The sequence below is a fragment of the Zhongshania sp. R06B22 genome, from assembly GCF_040892595.1.
In the GTDB taxonomy this organism is placed as follows: Bacteria; Pseudomonadota; Gammaproteobacteria; order Pseudomonadales; family Spongiibacteraceae; genus Spongiibacter; species Spongiibacter arctica.
The window spans coordinates 1,670,344-1,688,424 of the sequence record NZ_JBFRYB010000001.1 but is presented as its reverse complement, the minus strand read 5'-3'; the positions used below and the strand labels follow the sequence as shown (position 1 = coordinate 1,688,424).

Sequence of the window (18,081 nt, the reverse complement as noted above, 5' to 3'; positions counted from 1 at the left end):
TATCAAAACTACCCTCGACCAAAATCCGTACGGCGTCGAGAGCGTAGAATAATAAAATTAAACACGGAAACCATAAACTGTGGACAATATAGCCCCACCACCACTTATGCACTCGCTAAGCGAGATCTGGCGCGCCGGAGCAGAAGCCACTCAGCTTGCGTTTAGCGCTGCCTCACTGCTCAACACCCCCAAAGGCGACGGCCACGCAGTGATGACACTCCCCGGTTATGCTGGCGCCGATGGCTGTATGGCCCCACTTAGATATTTCCTTAAGAGTCGAAATTACCAAGCCCATGGCTGGAGTCTAGGCCGCAATATCCCGCCGACACGTATCACTAGCTTAGAAGAAATGAACGATTTTCAAGCCGGCATTCTTCTCCGTCTAAGCCAGAATATTAGCGAAATATGCGATAAAACTGCGCAAAAAGTAAGTTTGGTTGGCTGGAGCCTGGGAGGCAACTATGCCAACCTACTTGCTCAAAGCCATCCAGATTTGATCCGCCAAGTCATTACCCTCGGCACCCCCTACGGCGACCCACGTGGAACCGCTGCATGGAATGTCTTAAAACGGCTAAATCGCGGCACTCAGGCAGATGAATCGCAGAGCACCGATACCTGGTCTATGACTAATAATGGCAAGCGCACAGTACCAACAACTGTTATATACAGCCCTGTTGATGGCATTGTATCTCCCCAAATCGCCAAATTGACCGCAGAGAACACCTATAACATTGCCATCAATTCAAGCCATATCGGCTTTGCTGTGAATCGCGATGCCTACAGGATCATTGCGGAGATACTCGCCAGACCGCAGGGTGGAAACGCGAGCGTTACAAGCAAGAATTAGAGAACAGGATCACAAAATAAGATCAATAAAATAGCGCATATATTAAAGAAGAGTGGCAAACTACCCATATATGCGCAAAAGCATAACCCAAAAATAACGCATATTAGAAATCAACAATATACCATAATGAGCTAAACACTCGGCAGTAAACGCGTTAACGCGGAACTACTTCAAGCGGATTATGCCTGCGTTATCTTTAAATGGTTAATATGTTCTAACTAATGCCCTACATTACATAACAATAATGATCTGGAACGGAGCGCCTACGTGAAAAAATTAACGCCTATAGTATCGGGACTGTGTGCATTTTCGGTCGTGATGAGCAACCCAGCCTTTTCTCAGACAGAAGTTAAAAAATCCAGCTTCGCTCTAGAAGAAGTGATTGTAACCGCCCAGAAAAAAGCCGAGTCGCTACAAGACACACCAATATCGCTAACCGCCTTTGGTGAAGAACGCTTAGAAATTGACGGTATTAGCAATCTCGGCGATATCGGCTCTAAAGTACCTAGTTTGACTATCGAGCCCTTCCCTATTAACAATGCGACCCTGCGGATTTTTATACGCGGTATCGGTATTGCCGACGTACAGGTGACACAAGATCCACCAGTCGGCATTTACGTTGATGGTGTTTATATTGCTCGCTCAACCGGCACCGCGCTAGACGTTGCAGAACTCCAGCGAATAGAGGTCCTGCGGGGACCACAGGGCACACTGTACGGGCGCAATACCACCGGCGGCGCTATAAATCTAATCACCAAGCGCCCCACGACCGACGCCTTTGAGTTAAAGCAAAAATTTACCGTGGGTAACCGCGGTCTGTTTACATCAAAAACATCCGCAAACATTCCGCTCGGCGATACCCTTGCCGCCAAAGTGGCCTACCTCACCACCCAGTCTGACGGCTTTATAGAAAATACTGGCCCCGGTGGCGACTTCGGTGACAAAGAAGTGGATGGTTACCGCATAGATCTGCGTTGGGATATCACCGACAGCATGTCGCTAGACTATGCCTACGACAATTCAAGCTTTGAATACTACAACTATATGTACCAGTCTATTAACCCCGCAATCCAGAATAAAGGCCAAGCCGAGCCTATTCGCGAATTTGCGGTAAGCGAATCAAAGCACAGTGAAGATAGATTCAGCAGCATGGCGACGGCAAGGAACTTTGAGGCCTCCACTACCGACATCGAAGGCCACTCATTCATCCTTACCAAAGACTTTGAGAACGTACAGTTTAAATACATTGGCGCTTACCGCGAACTCACCGATGCGTCCTACGCCGACTTAGGTGGCGGCCTGGGCTCAGAAGATTACCGCGTTGACTCAAACGCGTACTGTGGTCCGTCAGTCGCAGCGGAAACCGGTTCTGACTGCCTACCCTTGGTGATTCCCGTCATAACCCAAGAGCAATTTTCCCATGAGTTCCAACTGAGCGGCTCGCTATTTAATGACAGCGTAGATTACATCTTAGGCGCCTATTACTTTGAAGAAGAAGCCACTGAGAATAACTCGCCACTGCATCACCAGTTCAGCTCTAGAATCAGTAATGGCATTATCCCTATCCCCTTACTAGGTGAAATACTCGGCGGCGTGCTCATCGGCGCCGGCGACGTCCATCTGGTGAATATGCTGTCTCAGCGCTATGACATTAAAAATGAAGCCAAGGCTGTCTTTGGTCAATTCACATGGACACCGGATTTGCTCGACAAACGTCTGCACCTAACCTTTGGCGCTCGCTACTCGGCCGATTCTCGTCAAGCACTGAAGAATCAAACCGACAAGACCTACCTTGAGCTAAGAAGTCTCGGTCAGGCAATCGACACCGAAAACCTTAGCGCGCTGTCACCGGTACTTGAGCAAGTCGGATTTCTACTTCCCGGCGACCGTAGTTTTGACAATGTATCTGGCGAAAAGGATTTTGATGACACCTCATTTAGCTTCATCACAGAGTTCGACCTGACCGACGACATAAATCTCTACGGTAAATTCATTCAAGCCTATAAGTCTGGTGGTTTTAACACCCGTGATCCGCAGCGCGGCAGCACTGGCTTTGCAGCTGGCACTCCCGGCAAAGGCGACGACACCGCAGTGGCTGCGCCAGATGGCAATGTCTACGGCTTCGGGTTTGCAGATGGCTTTGATGAAGAACGCGTTGCCTCTTTGGAAGCCGGCATAAAAAGCGAACTGATGGATCGCCGCCTGCGTATCAACGCTAATATCTTCTTTAGCGAATACACCGACATTCAGCTTAACTTTATACTTGGCGGCACCGTGGCAGACACCAAAGTCACCAACGCCGGTGAAGCTGAAATGCGCGGTTTTGAAACCGACATCACCTTCATGGCCACCGAAGACCTTATGCTAATGCTGAATTATGCATTTTTGGATGCCGAGGTGACTAAAGCCCTAGACGAGTTCGGCAACGATCTCACCGATAGCTTCGGCTTCTACTCGGCTCCCGGCCAGTCTTATACGGCAGCAGCTGACTACACGGTAGGGCAATACGAATGGGGTCAGCTTGCGCTTAACTTAAGCTACAACTATATGGACAAGCGTCGCGGTGGCGTGAGAGCCGCCAATGCGAAAAACACATACATTGGTGAATACGGCCTAGTTAACGGCCGCATCAGCTTCAGTGAAATCCCGGTCAGTAAATACGGCACACTCTATATTGGTCTATGGGGTAAAAACCTGACAGATGAAGAGTTTGAAATTACTGCGGTCGACAATCTTCCACACAGTGACCGGACAGTCATTTGGGGAGATCCTAGAGCTTATGGCATCGACCTAATCTACCAATACTAATAACGTCAGATACAAAAAAAGGCAGCTTAGGCTGCCTTTTTTTGTATCTACGTTTTTACTAAAAATAACTACCTAGTTCAAGTCTACAAACCTACTAAGGGCTGAATCAATCTTGCTACCAAGCCTTTAAACGCTAACGGTGCATCCATACCCGCCAAGCAAATACAATCCCTATCACTATCTGCCACCGGCTGGTGCTCTGTGCTACCCTCTAAGTCTGCCACATCACCAGCATTAAACTGTCCAAGCGCATCGCTATAACCGCCGCTGAGAATCAGGGTTAACTCGCTACCGCTATGGCTGTGAGCCGGCATTTTACGACCGGCAGCAATCCGTAACAAACGCGCTCGGCCTTCACCACAATCCACAACAATTTGCTTTAAGCCTGGCGCTATTGTTCTCTTCCATGGCAGCGCGTCAAAGTCTTTCTCTTCCAGAACCTTCTGCAACAAAACGGGCATTGAACCACGCGCACCCGTATTTTTACCGCCGGCTAAGGAAGATACAATCTCGATCTCATCGGTGTGGGTTAGCACTTGGGTATCCGCATGAACCTCCTGCATTTCTAATCTTTGCAGGACATTCGATCTTGCTCTTTCAGACAGCGCTTGAGGCGATAAGGCCGACATTAAAGTACCGCCCAAGCTTTCGCCGGAACGAACTTGAGACCGACACTGCGGACAAAATTGTAAATGGCACCCCACGACCAGTGCCAGCGCCGCTGGCAGAGAGCCTGCAGCATAACTGTACAAAGTATCGTCCTTGGGATGATGTTCTATTCGGCTCATACGCCACCTTCTCCAAAATGCTGACGGAAAGCTTTTATCGCCAACCGCAAACTTGATTTTACGCTACCGAGGGGCATCCCAGTCTCTTGTGCAATTTCACTGTGACTTTTGCCCTCGTAGTACGACTTGTAAACTACTTGGGCCTGATTCACCGGCAAAGTATCTAGTACCGCTTTGAGTCGATCTCCGTCCGCGTTGAGGCGAACATCGGCATCAACCGTCTCTTCCAAGTTGTCATCTGTCTCGTAAGCAATACCTCTCTGCTTACGTAATTTATCTATCCACAGATTTCTCGCCACCCGAAATAACCACGTACTGACGGCAGCTTTTTCGCGATGATAAAGGTGCGCCTTATTCCACAAGGCCAATAGCGCCTCTTGTGCGAGATCTTCTGCTATCGATGATGCCGCTCCTTGACCCAGTAAATACGCATTGACTCTGGGTGAAAAATGGTCAAACACCAACATAAAACTGTCTTTATCTCGACTCTCAGCAATACGAGTCACGCAATCAGCCCAAAACTCGCCATTACGTTCTTGCTTGGCGGCATTGTCTGCCATAAAAACCCCTTAATTCAGGCCATCTACGCTGCCTGTAGACTTTTGGATCAATGTCCTACCAATATTACCTGTAGACCATAAAATCGCCACAATTAGTACAAATTGCAGCGGAATACGCAGCCATAGAAGCTCTGGAGCAACTGGGCTGCCAAAAATTGGCACATCATTAAGCGCTTGGTAAATATTAGCGGGAAGCACCAATACACAATAAATAGCGGCTAACTTACCCGTCAATAAGCGCGAGCTCGGTATTAAGATACCCAATACCAAGGCCAGTTCTAAAATACCCGTTACCCAAACAATCACTACCGGCCAGGGTAAAAACGGAGGCACAATACCAGCAAAGTCGTCTGTAAGTAAAAAATGAGCGATCCCACCAAAAAAAAACACCCCGCACACTAAGAGTCGGATAACGACTTTAAGCATAAAACTCCCTTCACTGCTTTTTTGGTATTCACTGCCAGCCTTCTATTATCTCGTTATTTAGCTCACAGCGCTTCAACTAATCACGCACTTACATCTAGATAGCAAGATTAGCACAAACTAGACTAATAATTAGCATTGCTGCTGCCGGCTCCGAGCTATACCATTAAACCTGAAAAAACGGAGAGAACCATGTTTTTGCCTAGCGCTAAATCTATGCCGGACCTTATCGGCAACACCCCCCTGCTTCATCTTAAGCAAGTATCAGAATTGACCGGCTGCACCATTCTGGGAAAAGCAGAATTTCTCAACCCGGGTGGGTCCGTTAAAGACCGCACCGCGCTGGGCATTATTCGCGACGCCGAAAAGAAAGGCACATTGAAACCCGGGGGCACCATTGTCGAGGGAACCGCGGGCAATACAGGCATCGGCCTGACTATGATCGCGAACGCATTGGGCTATCGCAGCGTAGTCGTTATGCCACACAGCCAAAGTCGCGAAAAAATAGAATTGCTTGATTTGTACGGCGCCGACCTGCGTCTTGTTGCGGCCACAAATTATAGCGACCCCAATCATTATATTCATACCGCCCGCCGCCTAGCCGAAAGTTTAAATGAAACCGAACCTCACGGCGCGGTGTGGGCTCGTCAGTTTGACAATACCGCAAATTCTGACATCCATGAAACAACCACAGGCCAAGAAATCTGGGAACAAACCGGCGGCAATATCGACGGCTTTATTTGCGCAGTGGGCACGGGCGGCACCCTTGCCGGTGTCAGCCGCGCATTAAAAGCCCACAAGCCAGATGTCACTATTGGTATTGCCGATCCGATGGGGTCCTCACTGTATAACTATTTCACCAATGGCGAATTACGCGGTGAAGGCCGCTCTATTACCGAGGGAATAGGTATCAGCCTGATTACCGACAACTTGCGTCGGGCAACAGTAGATGAGGCATTTGAGATAAACGACGCTGAAGCACTACCCTATATTTTCGATATGCTTCGCCATGAAGGACTGTGTCTTGGCGGCTCGTCTGCTATCAATATTGCCGGCGCAGTCAAATTAGCCCGTAAACTTGGCCCCGGCCATACCATTGTCACAATTCTCTGTGATTACGGTGACCGCTACAAAAGTAAATTGTTTAATCCCGTGTTTTTAGAGAATATGGGATTGCCAGCCCCACACTGGACACGGAACTAAATCGAACTAAGCCATAGCGCAGACTGCGGTTGCAGTCTGTTTCAAACGACAAATATCTCGTCAACTGAGATTAACTCACCATGCAGCAATGTCCCTTTGCCAATCTGCTAAACCCAGACACTTACGCCCAAGGCATGCCCTATCAGGCCCTTAAAGACATACGGCAACAGGGTCCAGTGGTAAAAATGGCAGACCCACTCACCGGCGTTCCCTATTGGGCGGTTGTCGGTCAGCAGGAGTTAGATTTCGTCAGCAAAAATCCATCGCTGTTTTCTTCTGCCAGACGCACCGCCTTCCCAATGGAATTCCCACAAGATGAGGTGGATTTCATTCACTGCCACACCATCATTAATATGGACCCACCTCGCCACCAAAAAGTGCGGCGCATTGTTCGTGAAGCCTTCACACCGAAAGGCGTTAACTCCTACGCGCCGGCGTTTCGAGCACATGCCAAACGTATTCTCGATAGCGTGGTAAACCGCGGCGAATGCGAATTTGTTGAAGAGGTTGCCGCCGAACTGCCACTAGTTGCCATTTTAGAGTTACTTGGCGTCCCCATTGAAGACCGCAAGCAGTTCTTCGATTGGACCAATACCATGATGTTTGCCGACGATCCAGATATGGCCATCAGCATAGAAGATGGCCAGATAGCCGCAGGCGAATGCATCAATTACGCTTTAAAGTTGGCAGCACAACACCGCCAACACCCGATGAAAAATATTACCGGCGCCCTGCTCGACGGCAACGTAGACGGAGAGCCTATATCAGAAGAAGATTTTGCATGGATGTTTATTCTTATTCTGGTCGGTGGCAACGAATCCACCCGCACCGTGATATCTCATGGCATGCGTCTGCTAATGGAACACCCGGACCAACTGGAATACCTTGTTCAACACCCGGAACATATCGCAGCGGCCATCGACGAAATTTTGCGTTTTAACACCGCCTTTATTCAAATGCGCAGAACCGCCACCGACGATCTCGAACTCGGTGGCCAACAAATACGCGCCGACGATAAAATCATTCTTCACTACCATGCAGTTAACCATTCCGAGGCAGTTTTTGGTGATGACGCCATGAGCTTTGATGTCCGCCGCAGTGAGCGCATGCCGAAACTCGGCCAGCAACTGCGCTCCTTTGGCATAGGCCAACACTTTTGTATTGGCTCCCATCTGGCCAGACTGGAACTGCAAGTCATGTTTGAAGAGATAATTCCTCGACTTAGAAACCCTCGCCTAGTGGGCGATATAGCCTACACCCGCTCATATTTCGTTAACGGCATTAAAAATATGCGTATTAGCTTCGATACCAGCACCTAATAGCCATAATTTCATTTTATACTTTAGGCTTATACTCTAGCCCCATACTCACGGGCCAGGCTCATTGTCAGCGTCGCGCAGTAACTGGAAAAGGAAAATAATATGGAAATTGGATTTATTGCCACCCTCTGCCTTCTGGTCTTTGTCATTGCCTACACAGTAATGCTGTACAACGGCCTGGTAAACCTCAAACACAATGTCGCTAAGCACTTAGCCAATATCGACGTCTTACTTAAACAGCGCCACGACGAACTCCCCAAGCTAATCGAAACCTGCAAACAATATATGCGCCATGAGCAAGAGACTCTAACCAAGGTCATTGCCGCTAGGCAGAACGTCGCAGACGCCCAATCTAGCCATGACATGAAAGCCCTGGGCCAAGCTGAAACCGGACTGCGCGCCTCCATGGGGCAGTTATTTGCGCTGGCTGAAAACTACCCAGAGCTAAAAGCAGACACCACGTTCACCACCTTACAGCACCGTATTTCGGCCCTCGAAAATGCCATAGCCGACCGGCGTGAGGTATATAACGAAGCGGTGAATAATAACAATGTGCGTATTGAGCAATTCCCCGATGTCATTATCGCCCGCTGGTTTCGCTTTACTGCCTTTGAATTACTGCAATTCAAAAAAGAAGAATTAAGTGACGTAAACGTAAAATCACTGTTTAGCTAGAATGGAAATCGACTACGTCGCGCTGGTGATTTGCGCCGTAATATCCCTCGTCAGTGCCGTCACGAGCATTAAGCGCTTAAGCGCCGCCAGAATTATTGAAGACACCCCGACCTCAAAAATCCGCTCTGCACACCAAGGCTATGTGGAACTTGTTGGCATTGCCAAGACCGGGCCAGAGTCACTATTACTGAGTGGCCTAAGTCAAACTCCCTGTCTGTGGTATCGCTATAAAATAGAACGCTATGAGTCGTCTGGTAAAAACAGCAACTGGCGAAGCATAGAAAGTACAACCAGCAGCCAGCCATTTACCCTCACTGATGGCAGCGGCGAGTGCTATGTTATGCCAGAGCGCGCAGAAGTCAGCACGGCGCGCAAGCGGAGCTGGGAAGGGAATTCACGTCACCCCGCTAAAATAAGCTCAAGGGGCCTTTTCAGTAAACGCTACCGCTATACCGAGGAAATGCTCTGCGCCGAAGACATCGTCTATGTCATCGGCCTATTCGAAACCCGCCATCCACCCAGCATCACTGCCGCCCGCGATAGCGAAATGGCGAAGATTCTTGCCGAATGGAAACAAGATTATGACAGCCTAATTAACCGCTTCGATCGCAACGGCGATGGTGAGATTGATTTACAGGAATGGGAGCTGGTACGGACAGAAGCACGGCGCCACCTAGAAAATACGCCCTCCCTTGCGCCAGTAAACACCATCAGCTATTCGCCCAGCCGCCGACAACCCTATATCATTGCCAGTTCAGAGCCAGAGTCCCTAAGCCGACGCTATCGATGGCAGGCTTTTGGCTTATTGCTTGTCAGTATTGTCAGTGCCACCGCTTTGGTCTGGATGATAATACCGAAATAGCACAAACATAGACCCGCCATTAAAAGTTAGAACAACAAGGACAACACTATGGCTACCCGCCGCAATACCAAAGAACGTATCCTCGACATCGCCGAAGACCTCTTTGCTCAGCAGGGTTTTGGGGCGACGTCAGTGAGCGAAATTGCGGTGCAGGTAGGCATCAGCAGTCCGGGTATTTACAAACATTTTAACAATAAATTTGCGATCTACGAGCAGGTCTGCCAACGTCTATTTGCCCCCTTGGCGGACGCTACCCGCGGTCTAGCTACTGACGCCGACTTCACCGAAACTCGTAAGCAAATTCACCAAGTCATGTCGCTACTGGCCAATAAACCGAATACCGCCAGAATCGTGCAGCACGCCACTCTAGCCAGAGACGAAACTCTAAATCTGTTAAGTGATCGCTGGTATCGAAAGTTTTTTTCCGCCATCAGCGATCCCGCCAGCAACCCCGATAAAGAATGGATCAACGTACCCACTGCAATGGCATTCCACTGCATGATCCTAGGCTATGTAACGCTAGCGCCCTTGCATAAATCAATATTTGGCGTAGACCCCTTGCTGCCCGAGCAGCTAGAGGCGCAATTGCAATTCCAACAAGATATGGTTGACGGTTTAAGTAGCCTGGCACAGCGATCTACACTTAAAAAGTAACCCTGCACGGAAGACCCACTTACTTGAGCAAAGCAGCAGTCGCTGCCCGCAATCGATCGCTGTACTTGCCTTCCAGCAAGGCCATCTCAGTACCGTAAGTTGCGCGCTGATCGGGCGTCAAATCCTTCCATGCCTGATGTATTGGAATGTGCGCTAAAGCGGCGGCCATTTCCGTAAATATGGCAGTGTCCTTCATATACTTGGGGTCTAAGGCGGCAGTCTCTGCCAATACCGCAACCCGAAGCGCAAATTCACTGGCCGCAAGCTGACCACTCAAATAGCAGCGCGCCAGAATATCAATTCCATTCTGGGCCTCCGCCTGTTCGGCAGTAGATTCTTGTTGTGCTTGTTGCAAGGCCGCTCGCTCGACCTGTGTCTGCATTCGCAAACGCCAAAGCAAACGCCCCGCAACGACCACCAAGCCCGCAATAATAAGCAGAGCTGGAATCAGCCATACCATATAATCTGTCATTCAATACCCCTGTATTCAAACGCGATTGGAACGTCACTCATAGAACTGCTGTGAGCCAGTCCAATTATACTCGCGGCGAGAATCGCTAATTAACACATTAGAGAGTCAGTCATTAATATCGTGAGCGAAAGTCGTTGGGATGTCGCCGGAGCCAAGATTAAGAGTTTACACGGAGTAAATACGGATTCCGAATAAGGCCAGTGCCACAAAGCCCTGAGGGTGGTAATTAATCAGCGTCACCCTATGAGCAAAGCCCGCACTGCCTTATAATTGCGTCCCCGAAAAGTGGAGCTAATCCGTGGCAACTCCCAGCGCTATTATCTGGTCAAACAATCAACTGCAATTACTGGATCAGCGTATTTTGCCAGTCCAATGCGAATACCTCCATTACGACGACCCCTATATAGTCGCTGACGCCATCCGCGCGATGGTAGTACGTGGCGCACCGGCAATTGGCATTACTGCCGCCTACGGCATGGTCTTAGCAGCGCAGCAACTTAAGTCATCCCCCGCCAGTGCGGCCGCTTGGCACTTAGCTCTGGGGCCTGCGCGTGAAGCGCTAGCTAACTCACGCCCCACTGCCGTTAATTTATTTTGGGCACTGGAGCGCTGCGACCGCGTAGTAGAAGAGCAAGGGAATGGCGGCCAAGTATTGCAAGCGCTCACCGATTTGGCGGTACACATTCACGCCGAAGACATCCAAATCAATCAACGCATTGGTGATTTTGGCGCCAGCCTAATCCCCCCCGACAGTATTGTTTACACCCACTGCAACGCCGGTGCACTGGCAACCGGTGGTTATGGTACTGCGCTAGGGGTGATTCGCTCAGCCCATCGCGACGGCAAAATTCGCGGCGTGTTTGCCGGCGAAACGCGCCCCTGGCTGCAAGGCGCCCGCCTAACAAGCTGGGAGCTGATGCAAGATGGTATTCCCGTCACCCTCGCTATTGAAGGTGCAGCGGCCCACTTAATACGCGAACATAAACCGAGCTGGATCATCGTTGGCGCCGACCGCATTGCCGCCAACGGCGACGCCGCTAATAAAATTGGCACCTATAATCTTGCTATTATTGCCAAACATCACGGCGCCAAAGTCATGGTCGCGGCGCCAACGAGCACCTTTGACGCCCTCATAGACGGGCCTCAAATACCAATAGAACAGCGCCCCGCCGAAGAAATAACCCATAGCTTTGGCAAGCGCGTGGCGCCAGAAAATATGGTCACTAGTAATCCTGCTTTCGATGTCACACCCGCGCAATTGATAGACGCTATCGTCACCGAGCACGGTATTATTCATCAACCTGATCGCATCAAGGTGCTAGCGCATCTTGCCGAAGGCAAAAGAAATAACAGGTGAAAACATGATTGATAGTAAATACTTTTATCAACAGGCTGTCGCACTAGCCGCTGCCGGCGAAGATCTTTATCAACGCGCTTGGGTGCCGGCCACGAGTGGCAATTTCTCTGCCCGCCTCGATGCGACGTCAGCTATTGTTACCGCCTCGGGCAAGCACAAAGGTCGCCTGAGCCCCACAGATTTTATCGCCGTAGACTTGCAAGCCCAGCCCATTAGCGATGGCAAACCCTCGGCCGAAACTGAGCTACACACGCGCCTTTATGCGCGTTTTGCAGATATTGGCGCGGTACTACACTGTCATTCACCCTCGGTGACTGTCATCTCTAAAGCCCTGAAAAACGCGAGAGCAATCACGCTCAGCGACTATGAGTTGCTAAAGGCCTTCGACGGTATTGATACCCACGACACCAGCATTGATATTCCGATTTTTGATAATACCCAAAACATAAGCGCTCTAGCCGATCAAGTAGATGCCTATTTGGCAGAACAGCCACACTGCCCCGGCTATTTAATACGCGGCCACGGTGTGTATTGCTGGGGTAAAGATTTGGAGAGTACTATGCGCAATCTCGAAGCCTTAGATTGCCTGTTGCACTGCGAGCTAGAGCTAATGCGTCTTAGCCATTAAGAACGGCAAGGAGTTCCAATGAGTCAATTAACTATTTTTTCTGATACTGACAACAGCCAAGCACTACTTAACACTCATGACGCCAAGGAGATTTGCGAGCAGCTGAACTCCGTCGGCGTTCGCTTTGAACAGTGGCAAACTAGAGATGACATTGCCGCCGGCGATAGCCAGGAAGCCGTACTACAGGCTTACGATGGCGACGTTAAACGCCTCATTGCCGAGCAGGGTTACCAGTGTGTCGACGTGATTAGTATTGCCAACGACCATCCTCAGAAAGACGCATTGCGACTAAAGTTTTTAGATGAGCACACTCACAGCGAAGACGAAGTGCGCTTTTTTGTGCAAGGCCAAGGATTATTTGCACTGCACATTGGCGACAAGGTGTTTGAAATAATCTGTAAAAAGGGCGATCTACTAAGCGTGCCGGCTAACACCAGTCACTGGTTTGATTTAGGCCCGCAACCTGATCTAGTCGCGATTCGTTTTTTTAACAATCCCGAGGGCTGGGTTGCCAACTATACCGCTAACGATATCGCCAACCGCTACTCGCGGCTCGACGCTTGAATCCGGCCAAAAGGAATATTTCGTGATCAAAGCTATTGTTACCGATATAGAGGGCACAACGAGCTCCATTCAATTTGTGCATGAGGTATTGTTTCCCTACGCCGCAAAAATACTTCCCGACTTTATTCGCCAACATCGCGGCGACAGGGCGGTTGAAGTCGCCTTAACTGACGTCGCGGACCAAGCGGGTCTCGATAACAAAGACACCGAAAAATTAATCGCGCAGCTGCTGCAATGGATCGCGGAAGATAAAAAAGTAACGGCATTAAAAACGCTGCAAGGTCTGGTGTGGGATCACGGCTATCGCCATGGCGACTATCAAGCGCATATCTACCCAGACGCCCTCAGCAAGCTTATTGCGTGGCACCAGCAAGGCATTGATCTCTACGTGTATTCATCTGGTTCTATTCACGCCCAAAAACTATTTTTCGGCTTTAATGAAGGTGGCGATTTACAATATTTATTTAAGGACTACTTTGACACCACAACGGGCCCTAAACGCGAGGCAGAGTCTTATCGCTTAATCCAAGAAGCCATTGGCATTGCCGCCAAGGAAATTTTGTTTCTATCAGATATTGTGGAAGAACTTAATGCTGCCGCTGACGCCGGTATGCATACCGCGTGGGTTCAGCGCGCTCCGGCAGTAATTAGCACCCACGCTCAACACCAGAGCGTTAATAGCTTCGCGGATATTCAACTACCAGATTAAGTTAATCCGGTATTCACACCAGCTACTGTTACTCTGCGCGAATCAGTCTCGACATCGATTCAATACTACAGTGCTTAGCCACGCCATCCTCAGGCACAACGAGCTCATCGAATTTGCTAAGGGAATTTGTGCGGGTTTTAAACAACAGAATCTCTGAGCCCCGCAAGGCGGCACAGGGGCCTTGCAAGCTAATAAGATAGTGCTCAGCACGGCCATTGCTAAACATAAGGTGTCTACTATCCAAATACGTCCAATCCGTGATCTGGTAAGAGTGTATTTGATCGACGTTTTGACCGGGACGATAGCCGTATTCCGCCAAACGTTCGTCTAAGCCCTTGGCGTCGTCTATGACCGCAGTGCAGGCCAGCAGAGAGAAACCCAACAATATCAGCACATTGAGCTTTATTATTGTTCTATTCATATCCACCTCTGGGGAATGAGAGCGGCATAAACGTCGCGTTTATATCAGACATTTCTGCCGTCATAAGGTTCGTGCTCGCCAACACCATCAATAAGGTCTATTTTTGCCCCGTGATACGGGTGGCGCGGAACAGATCCTTGCGAAAACTCTTGCTGCCCTCACGAAAACGGACATGAATAAAACGCGCATCAACATCGGCAACAATACCTCGTCCATACTTACTATGCGCCAACACCTCACCGCTAACAAATTCGCTGTGTAATTCCCTTGTGGCTAGGTCCTCAAGCGGCGAGTCGATAAGCTGCAAAACCTTCTCGACTAACAACGCTGAGAAATACACCTGCTTATCAGAAAATTTCACCGTTATACCATGCTCATCAAGCGCTACAATGCGTCCATCACCGTGCAGATCATGACGTACCGCAACACCAAATTCGAATATATCGACCCAGGGGAAGGCACTCGAAAATTCTCCGTCTAGCGCCAATGCCGTTAGGTAGCTCCTTGCCGTGCTCGTTAGCGCAAGGCCGGCATCGGCCCTGCTGCTCCCCGTGCCGTCTTCTAGCACGGCCCCCAGCTCAACCGCCAAGGGAATATTCATCTCGCGTAAAAATGGGCTGGGCAATATATTCAGCTCAGGCCTGAGGCCACCCTCCCAACCCTTATGGCAATCGAGGCTAGGGGTAAATAAATATAAGGCATCTATCGCGCGGGTCATGGCGACGTACATTAGCCGTCGCTCAGATTCCTGCTGCTCCTCATCAGCTCGTCGCCGTCTACCGGCTTGATATGGCATGTAATGCGCACTCAAACCCGGCAAAATAACCACAGGCCATTCAAGCCCCTTGCTGCGATGCATAGTGGTGATGGTCACGGCATCAGTCACCGACGCGCCTTGTTTAGGATCCGCGTCAGCAACGCGAAGGCCCTCAATCATAGCCACAACGGCAGCTGGACTCTGATCGCCTTGCATTGCAACAAAGCCTACAAACGCGCCGATAGTCGCGGCTCTATTTTCGCCATCCTCACTACTCAGCGCATTGTCGCGAATAGCCTTAAGTAAATCTAAATCTGCTAGAAATGTCTCTAAACCAAGGCCCGCAGACACCGATTTTTCGATACCGTCGAGTGCGACTGCAAGCCGCTGCAAACGCTGCTCCTGATAGATAGACAAGCCGTCATCAGACAGCTTTAAAGCGGTAAATCCATGACCGTCACTAAGGACTCTTTGCGCATAGCGACGCAACACTTCATGCTTGATTTTTAACTCACAAAATCGCAGAAGATCAAAAACTTGCTGCTGACAATCCGCCGGACTCTGCTCGTTAAAACGTCCTGACATAATCCGCAACAACACCAGCAAGACTTTAATCTCTTGGCGCTCCAGCACGCGACTGCCACCCGTAATTCGGTTTGGTATACCGCGCTGTAAAAGTACCAATTCAACCGGCGCCGCCTGAGCCCAAGTTCTACATAAAAACACCATGTCTCGGAAAGGCCTGCCACTGGCGTGTTCAGCCAAACACAGATCGGCCAATGAAAAGCCGTCAGCCGTTTGCAGGCGAAGCTCAAGTTTGGTGGCCGGCGCGTTGTCAGCACTAATGCATAGCACTGGCTCCCTGCGCTGGTTATGCGCGATCAGATGCGCAGCCGCCAGCGACAGACGATGCCCATAACGAAAAGTCCGCGACATTTGATAGCTACTATGGGGATAGTTTTCACCAAAATGAGTGAGCATATAGTCTGGGCGCGCGCCGCGAAATTCATAGATACACTGATCAGTGTCACCCACAACTTGTAAATGTGCGCGCTCACCCGCCAAGGTTTTTAGCAGAAAAAACTGAATATCATTAATATCTTGGAATTCATCAACAACAAATAGCTCTACCCGGTTGGCTAGAAATTGCGCCAAGTCGGGATTGGCTGCAATAGCGCAACAGGGGTCGTACAGGTAATCTGAAAATGTCACTCGGGCAGCGGCCTTACGCCATTGTTCAAAACGCGCAAACGCTTCTATAAATAGTTCATACTGATCAGGATAGCCACCAGCATAGAAACTGGATTCCGGTGTTTGCAAGCTAGACTTAGCCAAATCAACAAAACCCACAAAAGCATCTAACCACTGTTGTTGCTCGTCGCGAATAGCGGCCCGCTGCGACGATGTCCCCGCTGAAGCTTGCAGCGCGCGCAGCATCTCTATTCCAATCTGAGTATCACCAAGAGGAGTAGGATCAAAAGGCGGTAAATATCCTTCCTTTGCCAAAGAAATGGCTAGATTACGGCCCATTGCATGAAACGTGCGCACCGGCGGCAGCCCGAATGCCCCACCAACAGCAAGTTGTAACTTGCGGCTAAAATCTTCCTGGGCCGCCTTGTTAAACATCACAACCCGCACTAGACGCGGGTCCATGCCAGATCGCAAACGCTCTAGCACATAGCGCACCATCGTTGTGGTTTTGCCTGCACCCGCGACCGCAGTCACACGAGCATGACCGCGAATGTGACGAGTCACTAATAACTGTTCTTCCGTCAGCATGGCGAGCAATATGAGTAGGTCATGACAAAAGTAATTTGATTTCTTCCAAGACAATAGGCGGAGAAGGATAACAAGGTTTAGTGAATTTTTCCGAATTACCCAGCGCTAACAATATCGAGCTCTTTGAATAGCTATGAGCCACCGGAAATCAAGTCCAGTGTGAACGATGCGCGCCCAGTTTGACTTATTTTCAGTACCGATTTTCACTAATAATATCTGCTTTTAGCTCATTCTAAGGTATTGAACATGGCATACAGCCGCTAAGACATGCAAAATACGGGCGACTTTACTGCCCTGCACCGTGGTCTAAACGCCTGCAGCGCTGTGCACGCAAATCTAAATACCCCTACATAAGGATAATAAAAGATGAATTTCCAAGAAATCACCGTTGAAATTCGCGAATCGGTCGGCATCCTCACACTTAATGCACCGACCACACTCAATGCACTGACACCCCTCATGGTGAAAGAGGTCAGTAACGCGATTGATTACCTCGCTGAAAATGCCCGTGCCATGATCATTACCGGCGCAGGACGTGGCTTTTGCTCAGGTGCATCCCTCAGCCCCAGCAACCCGCTGACACCCATAGAATCTGATCGCAGCCAGCGTGATATCGGTTTAATTCTAGAAAAATACTTAAATCCCATTATGATCAAACTAAAAAACCTGCCGATACCTTGGATTACCGCTGTTCGCGGCAGCGCTGCAGGTTTTGGCGCCTCTCTCGCCCTCGCCGGAGACATGATCATCGCCAGTGAGAACGCCACGTTCATACAAATCTTTTCCAAAATCGGTCTTATCCCAGATGGCGGCGCAACCCACCTCCTCAGCCGGACCATTGGCCGAGCTCGCACCATGGAGTTAATGTTAACGGGAGACCGTCTCAGCGCCGAAAAAGCGCTGGACTGGGCACTCATTAACCGCGTTGTCGCAGATGAAGCATTGGAAGACGAAGCCTTTAAAATGGCCGTCACCCTCGCCAACGGGCCAACCACTGCCCTGAGCCTAATTCGTAAAGCCGTTTGGGCAGCCGTAGATTCCAACTGGGAGTCCACATTACAGACAGAACGTGAGCTGCAAAAAATTGCCGGCCAAACCGCCGATTTTGATGAAGGTGTTGCGGCATTTGTTGAAAAACGAGCGGCTAAATTTACCGGCCAGTAAAAGCTGCAGTGGCGTGGCGCCATGCGCTCGTCGCTAAGCAATCTCAGGCAGCAAAGACCCCAGATAGATTCGCACAGGATATTCTGAGCAG

At 49.8% G+C, this 18,081-nt stretch carries 18 protein-coding genes; 12 read left to right on the top strand and 6 right to left on the bottom strand.

From position 1 onward, the window contains the following. The first annotated feature begins 79 nt into the window (after nt 1–79). Both AB4875_RS07600 and AB4875_RS07595 read left to right on the top strand, forming a co-directional pair. Complete coding sequence (locus AB4875_RS07600; RefSeq protein WP_368375454.1) at nt 80–847, top strand: alpha/beta hydrolase family protein; 768 nt, start codon at nt 80–82, stop codon at nt 845–847. A 267-nt stretch (nt 848–1,114) separates the two neighbouring features. Continuing rightward, a complete protein-coding gene (locus AB4875_RS07595; protein WP_368375453.1) occupies nt 1,115–3,655 on the top strand; it encodes a TonB-dependent receptor in 2,541 nt (846 codons plus the stop codon). A gap of 83 nt (nt 3,656–3,738) precedes the next feature. On the opposite strand, the gene AB4875_RS07590 is transcribed toward AB4875_RS07595, so the two are convergent. Genes AB4875_RS07590 through AB4875_RS07580 form a run of 3 tightly spaced genes read right to left on the bottom strand, consistent with a single transcriptional unit; the run spans nt 3,739 to nt 5,429 of the window. Further along, nucleotides 3,739–4,443: a ChrR family anti-sigma-E factor gene (locus tag AB4875_RS07590; RefSeq protein WP_368375452.1), complete on the bottom strand. Its 705-nt coding sequence runs from the start codon at nt 4,441–4,443 to the stop codon at nt 3,739–3,741. Beyond that, on the bottom strand, nt 4,440–5,003 hold the full coding sequence (locus AB4875_RS07585) for a sigma-70 family RNA polymerase sigma factor (RefSeq protein WP_368375451.1): 564 nt from the start codon (nt 5,001–5,003) through the stop codon (nt 4,440–4,442). The genes AB4875_RS07590 and AB4875_RS07585 overlap by 4 nt, the downstream gene beginning before the upstream one ends. A 9-nt stretch (nt 5,004–5,012) precedes the next feature. After that, complete coding sequence (locus AB4875_RS07580) at nt 5,013–5,429, bottom strand: DoxX family protein (RefSeq protein ID WP_368375450.1); 417 nt, start codon at nt 5,427–5,429, stop codon at nt 5,013–5,015. A 189-nt stretch (nt 5,430–5,618) separates the two neighbouring features. Between AB4875_RS07580 and AB4875_RS07575 the strand changes: the two genes are divergently transcribed. The 5 genes from AB4875_RS07575 (at nt 5,619) to AB4875_RS07555 (ending at nt 10,139) form a co-directional block, all read left to right on the top strand. Further along, a complete protein-coding gene (locus AB4875_RS07575) occupies nt 5,619–6,629 on the top strand; it encodes a cysteine synthase A (RefSeq protein WP_368375449.1) in 1,011 nt (336 codons plus the stop codon). Between the two features lie 80 nt (nt 6,630–6,709). Then, nucleotides 6,710–7,948 carry a cytochrome P450 gene (locus AB4875_RS07570; protein WP_368375448.1) on the top strand — a complete coding sequence of 413 codons (1,239 nt, stop codon included), beginning with the start codon at nt 6,710–6,712 and terminating at the stop codon, nt 7,946–7,948. Between the two features lie 102 nt (nt 7,949–8,050). Further along, nucleotides 8,051–8,623 carry a LemA family protein gene (locus AB4875_RS07565; protein WP_368375447.1) on the top strand — a complete coding sequence of 191 codons (573 nt, stop codon included), beginning with the start codon at nt 8,051–8,053 and terminating at the stop codon, nt 8,621–8,623. Nucleotide 8,624: 1 nt separating this feature from the next. Continuing rightward, a complete protein-coding gene (locus AB4875_RS07560) occupies nt 8,625–9,485 on the top strand; it encodes a GIDE domain-containing protein (protein WP_368375446.1) in 861 nt (286 codons plus the stop codon). A 48-nt stretch (nt 9,486–9,533) separates the two neighbouring features. After that, entirely contained in the window at nt 9,534–10,139 is a 606-nt protein-coding gene (locus AB4875_RS07555) for a TetR/AcrR family transcriptional regulator (protein ID WP_368375445.1), read from the top strand. A gap of 19 nt (nt 10,140–10,158) precedes the next feature. On the opposite strand, the gene AB4875_RS07550 is transcribed toward AB4875_RS07555, so the two are convergent. After that, nucleotides 10,159–10,611, bottom strand: a complete 453-nt coding sequence (locus tag AB4875_RS07550; RefSeq protein WP_368375444.1) for a DUF2489 domain-containing protein — start codon at nt 10,609–10,611, stop codon at nt 10,159–10,161. A gap of 298 nt (nt 10,612–10,909) precedes the next feature. On the opposite strand from AB4875_RS07550, the gene mtnA reads away from it, so the two are divergent. From mtnA to mtnC, 4 genes are read left to right on the top strand one after another with little or no spacing between them, the layout of a single operon-like run. Beyond that, on the top strand, nt 10,910–11,968 hold the full coding sequence (gene mtnA, locus AB4875_RS07545; protein ID WP_368375443.1) for an S-methyl-5-thioribose-1-phosphate isomerase: 1,059 nt from the start codon (nt 10,910–10,912) through the stop codon (nt 11,966–11,968). A gap of 4 nt (nt 11,969–11,972) precedes the next feature. After that, nucleotides 11,973–12,596, top strand: a complete 624-nt coding sequence (locus AB4875_RS07540) for a methylthioribulose 1-phosphate dehydratase (RefSeq protein ID WP_368375442.1) — start codon at nt 11,973–11,975, stop codon at nt 12,594–12,596. Between the two features lie 18 nt (nt 12,597–12,614). Then, complete coding sequence (locus AB4875_RS07535) at nt 12,615–13,160, top strand: 1,2-dihydroxy-3-keto-5-methylthiopentene dioxygenase (RefSeq protein ID WP_368375441.1); 546 nt, start codon at nt 12,615–12,617, stop codon at nt 13,158–13,160. A 22-nt stretch (nt 13,161–13,182) separates the two neighbouring features. Then, nucleotides 13,183–13,869 carry an acireductone synthase gene (gene mtnC, locus AB4875_RS07530; RefSeq protein WP_368375440.1) on the top strand — a complete coding sequence of 229 codons (687 nt, stop codon included), beginning with the start codon at nt 13,183–13,185 and terminating at the stop codon, nt 13,867–13,869. A 28-nt stretch (nt 13,870–13,897) separates the two neighbouring features. Here mtnC and AB4875_RS07525 read toward each other — a convergent pair whose 3' ends face one another. Together AB4875_RS07525 and AB4875_RS07520 are read right to left on the bottom strand one after the other, a co-directional pair. After that, on the bottom strand, nt 13,898–14,290 hold the full coding sequence (locus AB4875_RS07525) for a DUF6491 family protein (RefSeq protein WP_368375439.1): 393 nt from the start codon (nt 14,288–14,290) through the stop codon (nt 13,898–13,900). Nucleotides 14,291–14,387: 97 nt separating this feature from the next. Continuing rightward, nucleotides 14,388–16,826, bottom strand: a complete 2,439-nt coding sequence (locus tag AB4875_RS07520; protein ID WP_368375438.1) for an ATP-dependent helicase — start codon at nt 16,824–16,826, stop codon at nt 14,388–14,390. A 366-nt stretch (nt 16,827–17,192) separates the two neighbouring features. Here AB4875_RS07520 and AB4875_RS07515 point away from each other — a divergent pair, with 366 nt between their 5' ends. Continuing rightward, a complete protein-coding gene (locus AB4875_RS07515; protein WP_368375437.1) occupies nt 17,193–17,990 on the top strand; it encodes an enoyl-CoA hydratase-related protein in 798 nt (265 codons plus the stop codon). Nucleotides 17,991–18,081 lie beyond the last annotated feature (91 nt).